This window comes from Verrucomicrobiota bacterium (assembly GCA_039192515.1).
Taxonomy (GTDB): Bacteria; Verrucomicrobiota; Verrucomicrobiia; order Methylacidiphilales; family JBCCWR01; genus JBCCWR01.
On the sequence record JBCCXA010000013.1, the window covers coordinates 75,198 to 93,565 of the forward strand.

Annotated in this window: 12 protein-coding genes; 10 read left to right on the forward strand and 2 right to left on the reverse strand. The window is 43.3% G+C overall.

The genetic code is table 11. The features are described 5' to 3' along the window. Nucleotides 1-85 precede the first annotated feature (85 nt). Together AAGA18_07710 and AAGA18_07715 are read right to left on the reverse strand one after the other, a co-directional pair. Complete coding sequence (locus AAGA18_07710) at nt 86-724, reverse strand: PEP-CTERM sorting domain-containing protein (protein ID MEM9445226.1); 639 nt, start codon at nt 722-724, stop codon at nt 86-88. 35 nt (nt 725-759) lie between these two features. Continuing rightward, nucleotides 760-1,788, reverse strand: a complete 1,029-nt coding sequence (locus AAGA18_07715) for a TIGR02597 family protein (GenBank protein MEM9445227.1) — start codon at nt 1,786-1,788, stop codon at nt 760-762. A 1,024-nt stretch (nt 1,789-2,812) separates the two neighbouring features. Here AAGA18_07715 and AAGA18_07720 point away from each other — a divergent pair. The 10 genes from AAGA18_07720 (at nt 2,813) to AAGA18_07765 (ending at nt 18,154) form a co-directional block, all read left to right on the forward strand. Then, entirely contained in the window at nt 2,813-4,582 is a 1,770-nt protein-coding gene (locus AAGA18_07720) for a mechanosensitive ion channel family protein (GenBank protein ID MEM9445228.1), read from the forward strand. Between the two features lie 549 nt (nt 4,583-5,131). Further along, nucleotides 5,132-7,156 (forward strand): hypothetical protein, encoded by a 2,025-nt coding sequence (locus AAGA18_07725; GenBank protein MEM9445229.1) that lies wholly within the window; start codon nt 5,132-5,134, stop codon nt 7,154-7,156. A gap of 131 nt (nt 7,157-7,287) precedes the next feature. Continuing rightward, complete coding sequence (locus AAGA18_07730; GenBank protein MEM9445230.1) at nt 7,288-8,034, forward strand: hypothetical protein; 747 nt, start codon at nt 7,288-7,290, stop codon at nt 8,032-8,034. An 88-nt stretch (nt 8,035-8,122) separates the two neighbouring features. Beyond that, the gene (locus tag AAGA18_07735) at nt 8,123-13,879 is read left to right on the forward strand and encodes an RHS repeat-associated core domain-containing protein (protein ID MEM9445231.1); all 5,757 of its coding nucleotides are present in this window, start codon (nt 8,123-8,125) and stop codon (nt 13,877-13,879) included. Between the two features lie 456 nt (nt 13,880-14,335). Next, nucleotides 14,336-15,421 (forward strand): RHS repeat-associated core domain-containing protein, encoded by a 1,086-nt coding sequence (locus tag AAGA18_07740; GenBank protein MEM9445232.1) that lies wholly within the window; start codon nt 14,336-14,338, stop codon nt 15,419-15,421. Between the two features lie 17 nt (nt 15,422-15,438). Beyond that, nucleotides 15,439-16,248, forward strand: a complete 810-nt coding sequence (locus AAGA18_07745) for a hypothetical protein (GenBank protein ID MEM9445233.1) — start codon at nt 15,439-15,441, stop codon at nt 16,246-16,248. Between the two features lie 23 nt (nt 16,249-16,271). Beyond that, entirely contained in the window at nt 16,272-16,457 is a 186-nt protein-coding gene (locus tag AAGA18_07750) for a hypothetical protein (protein ID MEM9445234.1), read from the forward strand. A gap of 2 nt (nt 16,458-16,459) precedes the next feature. After that, on the forward strand, nt 16,460-16,906 hold the full coding sequence (locus AAGA18_07755; protein MEM9445235.1) for a hypothetical protein: 447 nt from the start codon (nt 16,460-16,462) through the stop codon (nt 16,904-16,906). Nucleotides 16,907-16,913: 7 nt separating this feature from the next. After that, nucleotides 16,914-17,456 (forward strand): hypothetical protein, encoded by a 543-nt coding sequence (locus AAGA18_07760; protein MEM9445236.1) that lies wholly within the window; start codon nt 16,914-16,916, stop codon nt 17,454-17,456. Nucleotides 17,457-17,728: 272 nt separating this feature from the next. Further along, complete coding sequence (locus AAGA18_07765) at nt 17,729-18,154, forward strand: hypothetical protein (protein ID MEM9445237.1); 426 nt, start codon at nt 17,729-17,731, stop codon at nt 18,152-18,154. Nucleotides 18,155-18,368: the final 214 nt, after the last annotated feature.

An 18,368-nucleotide genomic window follows, 5' to 3' on the forward strand; every position in this document is an offset into this window, starting at 1 on the left:
TGCATCATCCGGGTTAAACTCTGCTTCTCTCCAAAAAAAGAGCCATCCGAAGATGGCTCTAGATTTTATAAACTACGAGGGGAAATCAAGACTTAGCAGCTTCTGCTTTCTTTTGTTTACGGCGAACGATCAATAAGGCAACCGCACCTAAGGCAAGTAGTGCATAGGTAGAAGGCTCAGGAATTACCGCCACTCCCACTGCGGTAATGCTATCTATTTCAGCATTCAAAAATGTCGTATTAAAACTTCCATTGCCTAAGAACCGAATAAGCTTTACATCGGTCAAATCTCCTGATCCTAAGGTAAAGGAATCAGATGTTACGCTGGTAAAACTATCTGTGAATGATGCTGTGAGAAAATCTGCCGTAGCAACAACCTGATCTGCACTATCGAATAGTAATATTTGGAAGTCAGGCATGCTGTTACCATTTGCAACTAATCCATTGATAGATATATCAGTTATTCCAGTTAGATCAAAAGATGCTGCTCCGAAACCTCCAGGACCTATGGAACCAGTGAGCTGGGCAAATGTTCCCGACGCCGCAAAGTTGAACTGATAGGAGTCAGCGGTAGCTACTGCAGTATTATTCTGAAATAAATTCGCAGTCAGGTTGTTCGCTTCCCAGTCTTCACCATAGTCCGCCAGAATAAATTGGGCATTTGCTCCAGTCATTAAACCCATGCTAAACAAACCGACTGCTATGTATAATCTACACTTTTTCATAATATCCATTCCCTATTATTCCCTTTTTCTTATTCTTAATCAAGCACATATGGAATTGTATTAGTTACAAATGCACTATTTGTTTTTGTTGTTGAAAATTTCTGAACAAGGTAAGGCGTGCCTGCTGGTATGACGTCATTGTCTTTATTACTTCCTAAGCCCGCTTCCAACCAATTACTGCCATTGTGGTAATATGGATACCATCTATTGTTGTAAAAGATAAAAAGCAAATCAGCTTTTGAAAAATCGGAATTTGTCTTCCATCCGTTCATATCTTCGAAGCCAAGCGAAGCTAAAGTTTTATCAATTGGGAAGGATCCGCCTACGAAGGTAAGACCAGATAAGGTTACTACATTCTTTGCATCGGTTGTGGGCACATAACCATCCAGGGTAATTACTAAATCGTCAGTTCCGCGACGGTTATATATGAGTCCTGTATTCGGGCTTAACGCTTGATTATTTCTATTAGACCCAAATCCTGCTTCTCTCCATTCTCTGGGGGATTTATTGAGGTAAAAAAGTCTCCATCCTCCGTCGATTAGAAGAAACACATTATCCGCTCTATTAAAGTCATTATTGCGTGTGATAATGTTTGAGTCGCCAAAGAACGATAGCAAGGTAAAACCAGGTACTATTTTGAATCGATCACCCACTTTGGCAGCACCAGAATTTTTAAGACTGATACCTGAGTTGTCTAAAGTTAATCTATCTGTTGTGTTAGCGGTGATAGGCAATTGCCTACCTGTCGCGTCACCGGAGGTGATAAGGAGGTAAAAGGGTGATTCAGGTTGCGAGAGTGCAGAATCCGACCAACCTGCTCCTGAACTGCTGATGCTATCAGCAGACACTGCGCTTATTTCCCCAGACATAATGCCTACCATATTTTCTGGCAATGCCGGTTCTAACGTAAGAGAAAGAGCTGACGTGCTGGGAGCACCTTGAGATCCTCCTGGTATGGTGAAATTCATAACCCCATAGGGCGTGGTAGAGACTGACTGTGCTTGGAGTAGTGGACTCGATAGGCCCAACAAGGCCGCTGTAATAGTTAGTATTAGTTTGTTCATAGTTTTAGTAATCCCCTAAATACAATTTATAATTTATTTGCAGGTTTTGATTAAGCAAGTTGTTTTTAATCTTTTTAACCATCGTAGTTTTTGAGTAGTAAACACAATGTTTTACAATTTCTATGGATATTAACCGTTATTTTCATAAAGTGTCAACGTAAAAAAAGCTCTATAAGCATATTTTTTGATTTTTTAAGTCGTTTTTCGATGGTTGTTTCCTCTGTTTCTGTAATCACTACTATTATAAGTAAATTCTATTTGCTTCTTGTCAATAACTCGTCTTTGCTAGTTTCGAAATTTAGCAACACTTTTATTAGCATTATTTTCAAGATTTTCAATGTTAAATATTTAACTTAAGCCACTTTATAGTAATGGAACCAGATGCGTCAAAACTTGCCCATCCCTCGACTTCTCTTCCCGTCATGCTCCGGCTTGATCGCAGTCAGGAGATCAAGCCAGGGGAATACATCATAGGCTCAATCAGTGCTTTGCATAAGGTTTATGCAAATAGATAGGGATATCCAGAATCTAAACCAAAAGATAACCTCACTAGATTCTTGCCTGATACAAAAAAGCATTAGTAGAGGTATAAAAGTCAAACTTAACGGTTCTGATAAAGTGCTTAGGTACCATGGTTACTCCAAGGAAAAGCCTTACTCATTGGATATTTTCCCCTGGATAACCCGATTGAATCGGGTTATGACCTGGAGTGGGTTTAGGACTTGTAAGATCATGCTCTAATCCACAGGCGGTGTCTCACTTCACTGTCATCCCACGACCCCTCTTTCCGTCATGCTCCGGCTTGATCGCAGTCAGGAGATCAAGCCAGGGGAATACATTACGGGCTCAATCAGTTCTTTGCATCACGTCTATGGGAATGGATCAAAACCAAGCAATTGACTAGGTCTTCCCCATAACCCCATGCAACCGGGCCATAACTAAGAGAGTACTTAGCCTTGAATCACCTCCTCACTCCAACCTCTGGCCTTGACGAATGCAACATAGGTCTGTTTGGTAATTGCCTATGCGAAAGAGGATCTTACCTTTACTTTTTTTAGCATGGTTCACGATAACCATTGATGCGGCTTCCATACGGGACAATCCGCTTGCACCGGTAAAGCGTGATCATCCTCGAGATACCCTTAAGAGCTTCATGGACGCGATGGAAGCCTATCGTGAAGGGGTGGAAAAACAAGATGAGGAATTGATGGCTTTCCTGGATAAGGCGGTGGACTGTTTAGATCTCAGTGAAGTGGCTGATATCACCCGCGTCCAGGAGGGCAGAGAAGCGGCCAAGCTCTTGAAGGAGGTGATCGATCGGCTGGTAAAAGTGGATTATGCGCGAGTACCTGATGACCCCAATTATGGGGTGTGGCGTTTTCCCAAGTCTGAGATCAAAATCTACCCCAAACCAGATGGGGAAGAAAAGGGGGAATACTTCTTTACGCCCAGGACGGTTGCTAAAGCCAATCAATATTACGAATTAATCAAAACGCGCCCTTATATAAAGGGCACAGGTGGTGGGGCTCATTATAAAGTAAGCTTTGTAGAAGAATACATACCTGCTTGGGCCATGGAAACTTTTGCCAGCGTGGCGTACTGGCAATGGATCGGGTTATTTGCCTCTATCCTGTTGGGGTTGGTCATGAAGTCCGTGGCCAGACTCATAGGCAGCCTCGTCATGCGTATGACCAGCAAGACGGCCAGCAAATGGGACGATGTCATTGTGGAATCCCTGGTGAGCCCAGTGGCGCTATTTATCGCATCCTGTGTTTGGTTTGGCTCCATTTATATCCTGCGTTTTGAAGATCTCTTTCAAGTGGTCTTAATTACTCTGGTCAAAGCCACCTTTTTTATAGCCGTGACTTGGATGGCGTACCGTTGTGCGGATGTCTTGGCCAAGTTCCTGGAACATAAAGCCCAACAAACCAAGACCAAACTGGATGATCAAATTGTCAAGCTGATTACCCGAAGTCTCAAAATAGCAGTGGTGATCTTTGGTGCGTTATTGGGCATTCAAAATATGGGGGTGGAAGTCTTTTCCCTGCTCGCCGGGTTGGGCATTGGTGGTCTGGCCGTCGCCTTAGCAGCCAAGGATACCTTGGCCAACTTTTTTGGGTCGATCATGATCATGATTGATAGACCTTTTCAGATCGGTGACTGGGTCATAGTCAAAGGGCAGGAAGGAACTGTCGAAGATGTGGGATTTCGTTCCACCAAGATACGCACCTTCTATAACTCACTCATTGCCGTACCCAACTCGGAGGTCGCCATATCACCCATCGACAACATGGGGCGTCGTCAGTATAGAAGAGTAAAGACCTATGTGGGCATCACCTATGATACCCCACCGGTTAAAATAGAGGCCTTTTTGGAGGGCATCAAAAATATTATCAAAGCTAACCAATTTACGAGAAAGGATTATTTTCATGTGGTCTTCAACGAGTTTGGTTCCAGCAGTTTGGATATTATGCTCTATTTCTTTTTAAAGGTTCCCAACTGGAATGAGGAGTTGGTGCAGCGGCAAAATATCTTTTTGGAGATTGTGAACCTAGCTCATGACTTGGGAATAGACTTTGCCTTCCCCACCCAATCCCTACACATTGAAACCTTTCCCGAAAAACAACCGGTTCGTCAACCTCATCGCACCGATCAAGATGAGATGGCAGCGGGGGCTTTGGCCTACGGTCCTAAAGGTAGCAAGGCGCAACCTTATGGCTCGGGTATGCACACCCCACCTCATAAAGACCCCGATCTTTCGGCAGACACTCGCTCAGGCGGCGATGGAGAATAAGCTTTCATAAGCTCGTTAGAAAACGTCCTTTCAGATAAAAAGTCCATGGATGCCTACCTCTTTCCGTCATGCTCCGGCTTGACCGGGGAAAGCCTCGAAGAAACCGTGCGGAGCACCATCCTGCTTGGATCAGGGCCGGTGTCAGGGGATCAATCCAGGATCTAAACCAAAAGACGAAGCCCTCCTCTTTCCGTGATGCTTCGGCTTGATCGCAGTCAGGGGATCAATCCGGGGAATACATCATTAGGTAAATCACTTGCTAGCATAACTTCTATGCGCATCCATCAAAATCAGAATTCAACCCGGAAGATGGACCTTCAAGGAGTCCTCGAAAATAGGATACATCCAGAAAATTTCCCTGAACATCCCCACAGTCTGCAGGTGAGACAAGCTCAGTATCTAGCCTCTAAAACGACAAAAATCTCCAACTTTAATGCTTAAATATCATAAATAACAAATTTGTAGTAATGACCACTTGCTAAATCGTGAAAGTGTGTATTTAATGTCTAAGTTAAACTCTAAAAAAATGTAAACTGACAATATAAAACAATGAAAAACAGCATCACCTGGATCTTACTGGTAACGGCGGGGCTAGTATCCACCACCACAAACGCACAAGTCACGATCGGAAATAGCGGGGGCGGCAGCTCAAGTTCGGCAAATTGGACGGTCACGGCAAATCCCTTATCGGTTGCCGGTAATCCGGGCACTCCTTCGGCCACCGGGACTTTGACCAATGCCGCAGCCGGAGATTCTTTTTCCTACGTGATCTCGGGAGTGAACAATTGGGATCTGACAGCCAATCCAGCTAATTTTGACGCTTACAAAGGAAATCTCACCTCTGCGAGCACCATCAAGTTTAGCGGTAATAATGGAGTGGGGGTAGGTAATAATAAACTGGATGTATTGGGGGAGGGGATCGTCTATACCTTTGATACGACGGGCTTAACTGCCTCTGGTAACCAACTCCTACTCAATCAGGTTAACTTTAATTTGGGCACCAACTCAGGAGATAAAATGGATTTTGTGTTCTGGGACTCGGATACCAACACCATTGTGGATTCTCAATATAACCTGAAGCCCAATGCCAGTTATGCACCAGCAACACCCATTACCGTGACCACAGGGGATCAACTTTACGTAGCCGTGGGCGCAGGCAATTCAAATAATTGGCGAGTCAAAGCACTGGTCCTGGACATCGAGGCAGGAGCTTCAGGCTCAAGCTTCGATGCACTGACCGTCAATAACACAGATGATCCAGTCAATCCAGTCCCTGTCGTAACCTTGACTTACGACGAGCCGGGAGGAGCTGCGGAAGTCTATTTAGAAACAACTCAAGATAATGCTACTTATTACTGGTTAGAAGATGCGGATCACCCTGAGGGTGCAGAACTAAAAATGCAACTTGATGCCAACAATGTGTTGACCCTTGTCGACCCAACGAACCCTACCAATGATGTCATTGTATTGAATCCTAATCCAGCTAACCCTAGCATTCAGCTTAATGGTGTGGACGTGCTTACTCAAAGCAGCGCAGATTCTCAATATTTATCTTCAAGTATTTCAATCAGCTCTGGAACAGGAGTAGACTCTGTCACAATAGGAACCAACAATACCGCAAGTGGAAATAGCTCACTAGCTTTTGGACAATCAAATACCGCTGCTGGATATTTGGCAACTACCTATGGATTCAACAATAATGCTAGCAATACATTTGCAACTGCCTATGGTTTTTCAAACATAGCTGGTGGTTTAGCATCTACAACCTATGGAGAATTTGTATCTGCCCAAGGGTATGCTCAGTTCGCCATGGGACGTCATAACATTCCCCAAGGAGACCCTAACGTGTGGGTAGACACCGATGATCTTCTCATCATCGGTAACGGAACGGATTCAGCCAATCCTTCCAACGCCTTTGTCGTGAGAAAGAATGGAGATACCGAGGTTGGGAAAGACCTTGCTCTTCTTGGAAACGAAGTATCTATTGGGTTATTTGAGGATCCTTCCAACCCCGGCACATACTCTCCGATTTCTAAAATCGAGGTAGAGAATAGTGGCATTAGGAACACAATGAAGTCGACTCACTATAGTCCCTCTATTGGAAGCAGCTCGGCGTATTGGGAATGGATTCATAAAAAAACTTCGAATCCTGATAATGAATCCCATTTTATGAGTCTTGCAGGTTTTGGAAGTACTACATATTTGTCTATTGGTGGCGACTTAGACAATTATGAGCAAGGTGACATTGTTCTGATTTCAGGTTCATCATCTCCTTCTATACAGATGGATAATGGTATCATTATCATGGCAGATGGCCCCACTGGTGTTTCATTCTCTCAAAAATCCGTCATTCTTTCTGGCTCAGGGATCAATGCTCCAAGTGGCGATAATATGGTGGTTGTTGGAGAGTATAATGATGACTCAAGTTCAGAGCCGGTTACCTTGGTTGTAGGAAATGGCTCAGACGATGCCAATCGTTCCAATTCCTTTGTCGTTTATAAATCGGGCAAGGCTGAATTTACTGGCCCTGTTCACGTGCCCCGCGCGGGCGACATCCCTATGTTTGGAGAATAAGTCTTTCAGAGGGGAGGAAAAGTTTCTGCAAAGACTTAGCTATGATTTGCTTTATCTAGGGATAAAAAAGGATCGATCACCATTCGCGTGTGAAGCAGCGTGAAGGAGTCTTTTAAAAAAGAGAAAACAACATGAAAAAAACAACCTTATTGATCACCGTGGTAACTCTAAGCGCTGCTTTCAGCACTTTAGCACTTGCTCAAGCAATACCGCCAGTTTGGTGGAGCAATGGAACACCACCTATGGTAGAAGCTAGCGGAGCCGATAATTCGGCTGCCGCTATTCAGGGACAGCTCAAGCACATTACCATCCGCGCCTATGAAGAGCTGGAGGCTAATTTGCCCAATGGTGCAGGGAGTTCTATAGAGTCTCTGATCTATGGAGGCTCAGCGGGGGCTGGATGGTATGAAGAAGATGCTATCACACCCAAGGTTGATCCCAATGCTAACCAATTGGTCGTTCTCGGAGAGCTGAAATACATTGCCAATTTGTTTTTTCAAAGGCTGGTAAATCAAGGTTACAACATAGCTTTTGCAGATGGTCAAACTCCCCAGCAATGGCTTCTTAGTTGGGCAAATGAGACAGATCCCCTCAATGACCCGGTAAACAAGCAGGTGGTTAACCTAGGACAAATTAAATACCTTTTTAGCTGGGATTTGGCGGGAGATGGAGGGGCTGGCGGCGAGGCCGGCGGTCCGGATGGACTACCGGATTGGTGGGAGATGTTATACTTCGGTGATCTCGGCCAAGGTCCCTTGGATAACCCTGATGGAGACCTGCTTAATAATTTGGAAGAGTTTAAGCTTCTGCGCAATCCAAATGCGGATGCCATCAACGATACCGGGGGGATCCTTGGATTAACTATTACTACCCCTTAATCAAAAATGAGGGAATTCTCACTAACATTCTTAACAAATCAAGCTCATGAAAAACAGATTTCGGAAATTATCTAAAAAATGCGAATTTATGATAGGACGAATCCTCTGCCTGTGGTTTCTCTTCAGCATACTTAGCTTTGCAGCCGTGGATGAAGCCAAGTTCGATGTCTATCTCACTAACGGCCAAGAAAGGAATAGTGAAGAGGGACAAATAAGTTCCGTAGATGAATATGAGAAGGTGGATACCATATCAGCAACCGATTTGAGGAATGGGTATGAAGTTACTTACGGGGAAAATGAGGAAAATGAATGTGACGTAGCCGCTGCAGCCGTACCCGAAGGTTTTGATATCAGTGAATGGAGCTTTGATAATGATAATAACAAAAATGATACCTACTCCATGGGAGAAAGCCCATCAGAGGGTGGCTGTATTGTTTTTGCCAACCAACCACCTCCACCCAGTGAAGGAATAGCAAGTGTTACCTTGCAAAGTCAGGGCTGTGATGGAGGTGATTGTAGCTCTGGGGACAATGAAGGAGATGGCTCCGGTCGGGGAGACTCACCACCTCCCGGTTCGGGAGGCTCCGGAGGAAGCAGCGGTTATTTTAACTTCAACACAAATCTTGGAGAATCTACTGCAGGTGGCTTTTCAAGCACAGCAGGGACCCTTTATTCTTTTAGCGAATTAGGCGGTGTGGGATCATTGGGAAGCCGTGCTTCTTTGGGAGTCTCGAATGCATCTTCACCAGGGGTATTTACTGACGGAATTGGAATCAGACAAATCCTCACCGAGGATGGTTTAGTGGATGTAGAGGATATTCCCAATGGCTACAAGATTTCGTTATACAGCTCAGGCGAATATAGTGGCAGCGACCACCCCTATAATGCCAATGGAACAGCTCACGCAGTCACAACTATCACCGACCTTTCCGGGATGAATGGAACGCACATGAAGCTCGTGCGTGAGGAAAGTATAGATATCAATACTCCTAATCCCATGGTCACAGAAACGGTAGAGTATCTTTGGATGAACGGAGGATGGCTGATCAAGTCCGGTTTCGATGGCTCTAACTATCTCAAGCAAAGCTTCCGTTCGGAGACAGACAACGGTGACGGCACCAGGACGGTTCTCCGTTACACCTTAGATGCCGATAATACAGAGGTTTATCGCAAAGTGGAGATCTACACAGATATTGAGGCAGGTGCTGGGGAAACCTGGAGAATTACCAAGCGAGTGGTTGATCCCAACGGCAAAAAATTGACGACTCTATGGCAGTATAATACTAATAGTAGCTCGCCCGCTTTTGGAGATGAAACTTTACAAATAAGGCCCACAGGAGATTGGATTCAGACTACTTATCATGCCACAACCGGCTATCGAACCAAAATCAAGGAAAGCTACCTCAACGCAGCATTAAACGCACCTGATAACCAATGTCGGGTGACAGAATATCTCTACGTCGGGGATGCTCAGTATGGTTCCGAAATGCCCGGAACTGGGGATACCACCAGAAATCCAGGCTGGGCACGCAGATCGATTATTAAAGTTCTCGGACAGGAAGTGAGCCGCAACTATGTGGTCCTCGAGGACGGCACTAAGACTATCAAGGAATACCGGGCAACCGTTGCAGGAGCTGCTTGGGATGACCCTACCAACCTTGAAACGATCACCGAGTTTTATGGATCGGGACATACGAGAACCATCTATCCTGATGGAACAATCCGTATGGTGGAAAAAGATCAGAATGTGAAAGACGGCCATGGCGACGGTATCAATACCAATAATGATATCGACTTGGATGGAGATACTCGTGAAAGAATAGTCTACAGAACTACCATCAAGACAGGACAAGCCAACACCACTCGGGACGATGTCCTCAATGGAACCAAAACGGTTGCCTACAAGGACCAAACCAATGGAGTCACTCGTTTGCGCGAAACCTACAACATCACAACCTCTGGTCAGACAACAACCGAGACCTTGATAGACTCAGAAAGAATCACAGTCATCGACTCTAAAAACCGTGCCACTACCATGGTGTTTTTTGATGGCACAACCATAGAGCGCTCCTATGTATGCTGTGGACTAGAGTGGGAGAGAAATCGCCAAGGAGTGACGACGTACTTTGAGTATGACGCGCTCAAGCGGATGACAAGCCGTCGAGTTCAGCATCCCAACCAAGCAACTGGCAACTTTGTCTGGACTGAATACGTCTACGATGCCGAGGATCGCACCAAGGAAACCAAGAGGATTGGCACAGATGGCTCCGTTATCGTAACAAACAAATCCTCTTACAATGTAGCAGGCCAGCTTATCACCAGAGAAGACGCTCTCGGTCACTCAACCACGGTCACCGAAGTCATTGGCTATGATCCAGATGCGGGCACGGGTTCTGGTGAGCGAACTGTTACTACGAACTATCCAGATGGTGGTACAATGGTCGAGGTCTACCATCGTGACGGCCAGCTCAAACAAGTTACTGGATCGGCAATCCGTCCCTACAAAGTGGAATACGGCGTGGAGTCTAATCAAACATTCAGAAAAGAAATCAAGTTAGATGGATCTGGAACTCCTACTAGTGAATGGACCAAGACTTTATATGATCTGGCAGGGAGAATTTCCGAGATGGAATATGCAGATGGTGCCCAGGAATACTCCTTTTATTACACCGAAAACGATGATGCCCTGGGTAAGAAGAAAGGGAAACTCTCCAAGACAGTTGATGCGGATGGAAACATCATGCTTTACGCTTACGATGCCCAAGGGAGGCAAAATGTTGTAGCGATCGACATGGATCAAGATAGCACCATCGATTTTGATGGCTCGGACCGTATTACCCAAACGGAAAGAATCGACTACCTAGATGATGCCACTCATGGAGAAGTTTACCGCACCCTTGTCACCCAGTGGGATATTGATGGTAACAGTAACACCATTACCCTTTCACAAACAGATACCTCCTTTGCTTCGCGCGAGCAATGGACAACTGTTGCTGGAAATACCAGCCGAATCACCCATACTGCCACGAGTCTGCCCGATGCCAGTGGTCAATGGACAGTGACCACAACTTACCCGGATGGGACCCGTATGCTAGAAACTTATCAAAACGGCTATCTTATGTCGCGCCAGCAACGAGATGCTTATAGCGCTCAACTCACCTATCAGGTTTATGTTTACGACGAGCATGGGCGGCTTAGGGATCTAACGGATGCTCGCAACGGAACGACCACCACGACGTATACAGACAAAGATGAAGTTTACACGGTTACGACTCCCTCACCCGATGGAGTTGCCGCTTCTCAAGTGACCACCTACAGCTATGACACGCTGAGCCGAAAGACAGACATCCTTCACCCGGATGGAAAATATTCCAACTTCGAATATTTCAAAACGGGAGATTTAAAAAGGCAATATGGAGAAGTTCCCTATGAGGTGGATTACACCTATGATGCACAAGGACGCATGGAAACCATGACGACTTACTATGGGGCGAGTGCCACCCAGCAAGTCACCACCTGGTTCTACGATGGTCAGCGCGGCTGGTTAACGAAAAAGCAATATCCTGGAGAGACGGACGCTACGGATGATTACAACTATTGGCCATCGGGTAGGCTCTATCAAAGGACCTGGGAACGTAACGGAGGCATCCTTACCACTTATGGTTATAACAATGCCGGAGATCTGGAGACCGTGGACTATTCAGATACAACTCAAGACATCACCTATGGATATAACAGGAGAGGACTACTTGATCAGGTGACCGATGCTGCTGGAACAAGAACGCTCACATATTACACCGATAGAACACCCTGGTTAGAGCTCATAAGTGGTTCCGGCACCTTAAGTGGATACCATTTAACGCATCTACCTGATGCTTTGGGCCGCCGGCAAAGCCTAAGCTTATCCTTCAACGCAAACGATATACACCAGACAAGTTACAGCTATGATGCTGACACAGGGCGTTACCTTTCTGCTAAGATACTTAATCCCGCAACCTCTGCTACACTACACACCGCAACCTACGGATATCTGGCAAACTCTAATCTTCCAGATCGCGTCACTTTTAACAACGGCACAACGGATATTCTGCGGACAAGCAAAACATATGACTACCTCGATCGCCTCTCCAGCACGGCAGCAACTAACCTGCAAACAGGTCCTGTTAATAGCTTTACCTATCAGTATGATGAGATGAACCGCCGCACCAAGGTGGATCTTCAGGGGGGTGATTACTGGAGCTACGGATACAATGATAAAGGAGAAGTCATTTCGGGAAATAAATCATTCTCCGCTGGGGTTCCTGTATCCGGCATGCAACACAGCTATCAGTATGATCCGATCGGCAATCGCCTTTCTGCCACCATCAACGGAAACATCACCACCTATGGGCCCAATGAAAAAAATCAATATGCCAATAGAACCGTTCCGGGAATCGTCGATATTCAGGGGTCTGCAGCCACAGATGCCATAGTGACTGTGAAGAGCTCCCAAGAAGTCAAGCAAGCCTCCCGTCGGGGTGAGTATTTTCACGCCGGAGTTGCCATGAACAACTCAAGCGGGGCAGTTACTGAAGACCTACAAGTCACCGCGGTGCGTAACTTTCATGGAGCTTCCGATGAAGACCTGGTGGATCAGCTTACCAAGAAAGCGTCCCTTCCCCCAAAGAACCAAAACTTTACTTACGACGATGATGGAAACCTTACCTCAGATGGGGTCTATAACTACACCTGGAATGCAGAGAATAGGCTAAACACTCTGGAGCCTAGCACTCCGTTCACTGGAGCCAAAAGCTTTGAATATAAGTACGACTACCAGGGAAGGCGTATTGAAAGGGTCGTTAGAAAATTCAATGGCTCCACATGGGTCCTTGAAAGCAGGAGCTATTATGTTTACGATGACTGGAATTTGATCTACGAAAAGAAAGTGGATGCTGCGGGGACGACAACCTTGGCCGAACGCAAGTACCTCTGGGGCCTAGATCTCAGCGAAACAGAACAAGGCGCAGGTGGTATAGGAGGTCTTCTCATGACAGAAGAGACTACCGGGGTTCACGCCGGCACCCATTATTTCACTTACGACGGTAACGGGAACGTCATGAATACTGTGCATAGTGATGGAACTGTTACTGCTACCTATGAGTATGACCCCTTTGGAAAGCTTGTCAGTCAAAGCGGAACTTACGCTCCAGAAAATCCCTTCTGCTTTTCCACCAAACACTACAACCATGAAACAAAGCTAAGTTACTATGGCTTTAGATACTATTCCTCAAATCTTGGAAGGTGGATTAACAGAGATCCCATTGAGGAAAATGGAGGGATGAATCTTTATGCTTTTGTAGAGAATGATTCGATTAATTTTATCGATCTGATTGGTTTCTTGAAGAAGAAGAGAGAGAACCGTAAAGACTCTAAAGGCAACAAAGTTAAAATAGATATTGTTACTGTTGAGAAATGTGAGGTAGCAATTCTCTATGGGCATGGCAGTGACGAAGTTCCTCACGAGTTTAATTTTCCTGGAGATGGTTGTTCTGGAGGTGAATTTGTTGGTTGTCATGCGGGTACAACTAACCAAAATATACCGAAAGACAATAGGCTTCCTGATCCTGATATGTCTATGAATGAAAAGGCTAGTACTTTTGATCGCTCAAGTGATACTTTTCATGAGGCCATGGTGAGTGCCCGTACAAGAGCCAGAAAAAAGGTTAATAGCATTTGTGCTGACAAAAAGAAATGCTGCAAGGAAGTAAAGGTAGTTTACGAGATGCAGGGAGGGTTTCTAAATAAACTCTCACCTCTCCCTAATTATTCAAATTGGAACGAAACTAGAAGGTGTGAAGAACAGTAGTTTTAGTGCGACCATGTGGCTTAGTATATCGATGAGTTTGATATGCCTTTTAATTTCAACACTATTGGTGCAGGTAATTGGGTATTATGAGGAAAATTTTGCTGTAGTTGTTCGAGAAAAAAGAGAAGTTCTTCCCATATTATCATCATTCTTTTTAAATAATTATACCTTAATTTGGTTTTTGCCTATTTGCGCATTAGTTATGTTAGTAATTGCTCATGTTAAAAAAAAGATTCAAAATGATTTTTTGATTAGTTATGTTATCATTTGCCTAGGGTGTTCATTATTGCTTGTACTATCAATCATCACATATTTTTATTATACATACGGTTCACTTTATGTATAAGGACGTAATTAAAAGGGACCGGTGTCCAAGGAATGGAGTTATAAAGTTTGATAGAGTGTGCGAAGGTGCTCTAGAGCGATTGTTTCTGGAACTTGATTTACGAAAAGAAAATGGATGCTGCGGGGACGACAACCTTGGCCGAACGGAAGCACCTCTGGGGCCTAGATCTCAGCGAAACAGAACAAGGCGCAGGTGGTGTAGGAGGTCTTCTCATGACAGAAGAGACTACCGGGGTGCACGCCGGTACCCATTATTTTACTTATGACGGTAACGGTAACGTCATGAATACCGTGCATAGTGATGGAACTGTTACTGCTACCTATGAGTATGACCCCTTTGGAAAGCTTGTCAGTCAAAGCGGAACTTACGCCCCAGAAAATCCCTTCTGCTTTTCCACCAAACACTACAACCATGAAACAAAGCTAAGTTACTATGGCTACCGCTTCTATCACGCTGATCTAGGAAGGTGGATCAATCGAGATCCTATTGAGGAAGAGGGAGGAATGAATCTTTATGGGTTTGTCTTTAACAACGCCAAGAGTTTTTATGACGTATTAGGAGAAGCTGCAGCATCTAATCATGCTGGAAAGGGTAGTGGTAATTCAGGCTCAGCATCTGGAACCGTCCCGGCTTTTTTTGACGAACTAAAAGATGCTGTTATTAATTCTACTGGTAGCGTTTCTTATTCGAACAGTGTCCCTATAGGGGCAATAGGACCAGCTACTTTTAATTTATCTTTTAGTGCAACAGGAGGCTCACAAGCTTGTTGTGCTGAGGATGGTAAAAAATCAAGAATGGTGGTTGGATCTTTCACAGTCGGAATAGACGGAGGAATAGGGGCGGTGGCTGATGCAAATGGTGAAGGTAGCCAAGCAACACCTGGAAGTAGTTCTGGCGCAAAGGGGGGGACTGGTGGTGGAGTTTCCAGCAACTCTGGCCAATTGCCAAAGTGTGAAACAAAATGGCTTCCCCTTAGTTTTAATATAGACGCTCAAGCAGTAGGCGGTTTAGGAAAACTTGGAGGTGGTTTTATGTCAGCAAGTATTACTCAGCCTGTTGCTTCTTGTGATGCTTCAGCGAATTGCAATTGGACTTATAGCCAAGGCGTTAATGTAGGTATAGGTGATGGTGGTTTTGGTGCTAGGGTGCAGCTTATTGCGACTGGAAGTATTGGCTTCCAGTATTATCTAGAATAAAAACAATAAGATTAACCATGAAAGTGTATGTAACGATATTTAAAACAACAGTATTAACTTGCCTATTGGGTTTTTGGTTTAATCAAAATTCTAATGGTTCGGATGAAGATAATTTTTATGTAGTAACAGGAACTAATGGTTGGAATGTAACATGGTATTTGAATGACCAACCGGTTTATATTGGACATGGAGCATTTGTGCTAGATGTATCTAAGTTTGTTAAAAATGGAGATAATCATGTTCGTTGTGTAGCAAAAGTATATAGTGATACTGCAGTTCCTCATAACTTTAAGCTTTCCAAGATTAAAAATATTACTGATAAAGGAATTACTTTGTGGTCTAGTCGTGAAATTGTTAATAACAGCGATTCTAGTGTTGAGCTATCATTCGTATTTTATGGAGAATCTAAAACAAAATGGCGTTGGGAACAGTCTCAGATAATTCCTGTATTGGACCAACAACAGAGAAATATTTTATTAAATAAGGCAAATAGTTTTTTACTTTCATTAAAGGAAAATGGAGTAAAAGCAATAAGATCTAGTATATTATTGGACTGGCAAGCTTCTAGTTCAAAACACACGGGTTATCTTCAAAGTGCGTTAGACGTATTGGAAAAAAGTAAACTTAGTAATCCTAGAATTGTTTCATTGAAACAACTTGAAATTTTACAAGGGACTAAGTTAGTTTTGATATATTCCGACAAGAATAATCTCTTTGAAGCAGAATCAATACTTAATGAAAGTAGTTCTAAGAAAGTAAGCCTTGTCATACCCTATATCTTCTTTATTAAAGAAGATGATACCTGGAAAATGTTGAATTTTCTCTAGATCTTGTTTTATAGTTCTATTTCTTGGACACCGGTCTGTTGACACGTTTTGACTTCAATATTAATAAAAATCGAGGTATTGAAGGGAACATAACTAATTTTGCTGGAGCCTTTATGCAAGGCACGGGACTACTAGCAAAGTTTGATCTTCAATTCACAGGCGCAGTTGGAGTTAGTGGTATTATTGGGACTGTTGAATGTGAAGATTAATAATGAAATTTATATATATATTTCTAGCTATAGTGTTTTTAATAAGCTGCTCAGATATTAGTCGTGAAGAAGCTAAAGACTTACAAAATGCATACTTTTCCTTAATATCTAAGGGTAAGGTTTCAAAGAAATTAAGTCGTGTAGATATTATATTTAATAATAGAAAAATTCATTTTAAAGATAGCAAAGAAATTGCAGAGCTGAAAGGTTTCCTGCAAAAGAGTAAAATTTCAGGAAGTAATCTATTAGCAAGAAACAATTCGAGCACTATGATCTTAGTTGGTAGCTTTATATTATATTTAACAGAAAACAAGTTTATTGAATATGAGTTATACCAGTCTGCTAGAGACTTTTCATTATTGCGTGTAAATGTCTTTTTGGTAGGAGATACTGTCGGAACAAGTTTGAATTATTTTTATTGTGAATGGGAACCGTGCTTTGAACAATAATAGCATTATGAAAAGATCTATTATAGCCTTACTTCTCATTATACCTATTGGCTACATAGCTCTAACTTTTTACCAAGCTCTTGATATTCTGGGGCCAAGAGATAAACCTAGCTTTGATTCAATGCCTTGGGCTTCGTTTAAAATCGATTATTGGGTTAAAGTAGGTGAAAAAGAAAAAGAAAAGAGAACATTAAATATTTTAGCACCTGAGGTTGTTAGAGACTTATTTAAAAAACTCAATATTGATGACATTTCTGGTTCTAGCACCGGAGTAACGAGTCAAGGAGTTTTAAAATTGTCTGATGGTGTTGCATGGGATGTGAATGTAGTATTTGAAGATAGAATTGACTTTGGGTTACGAGAAGATCGGTATTATGCTTATGTTGTCAGTACGGAAGATTTTCTTTTTTACAGAGCTTTAAAAGAGCATTGCTTTAGTCATGCCCAGAAAGACTTTTCGGGTATACAGCGTTCAAGCATAATTCTACGTTCTAATTCGTCTTTAAGTGCTTATATGACATATATAAGACCGAAGCATCCTCTAAAATGAGCTTAAGAAGTCATTGTGCCATGAAAGTCCAGATAGGTAGGAGGAATAATTAAGGAAGAAAACGTAATTAAAAGGAATAAAAGGGAGACCGGTGTCCAAGCATTGAGTAAAAATAGTTAATAATAAGATACTTACAAAGCACTGGTTATCTCTCAAAGAGCCTTGTTTTATAGACATAGAAATTGGATTGCCTGATCAACATCATTGAACATAAAGTCATAAAATAACATACAATAAGCTTGACAGATTGAGGTGCCGCAAAAATTGACTCAATGTCATTTAATAGCAATTACTCCGTAGGTGAGCGGTTCTTTGAACCACTCAAAAAGACACTTCTCAATCATATTCTTTTAAGATCCTGTCCCACGATATCGGACTGGCAATGGGTTGCTTGTGGTATTTCCAGGGTCATCGGAACATACCGCAGTGGAAGAGATTTTATACAAAGCTTCACTGCTCTAGAGGCCAAAGCACCAGTGATTGGTAGAAGTAATTTCTTTGCTTCATTAAGTAGCGCTCGAAGACTTTCAATGGTAAAGAAGCTCTCCGAACATTGGATCTCAAATGTGGATAATGAACTCAATGATATTCTTAGGGCTTATAAGCAACTCGATGGATTTGAAATCTTTGCCGGAGATGGGCATTATCTCGAACACGCTACCCATGATAAAAAGATACTCAATACTCGTAAAAGGTAAGCGTCAATGGAAGCGCCATAGGAAAAAACTCGTAAAGTCATAGATAGCGTAGTCGTAGGAGGTATGACACTATTGACTTCAAGCGGCTTGTCTTGAACTGGTCGAAAGGGCTTGTCGTAGTTGGTTGTTTTGGTGTTGAGACCAGGTTTTGGGAGTGAGGTGTGGGATATCCTTGGTAGTAGAGGTAGGTATTTTTTCTAAAACATCTTTGAGA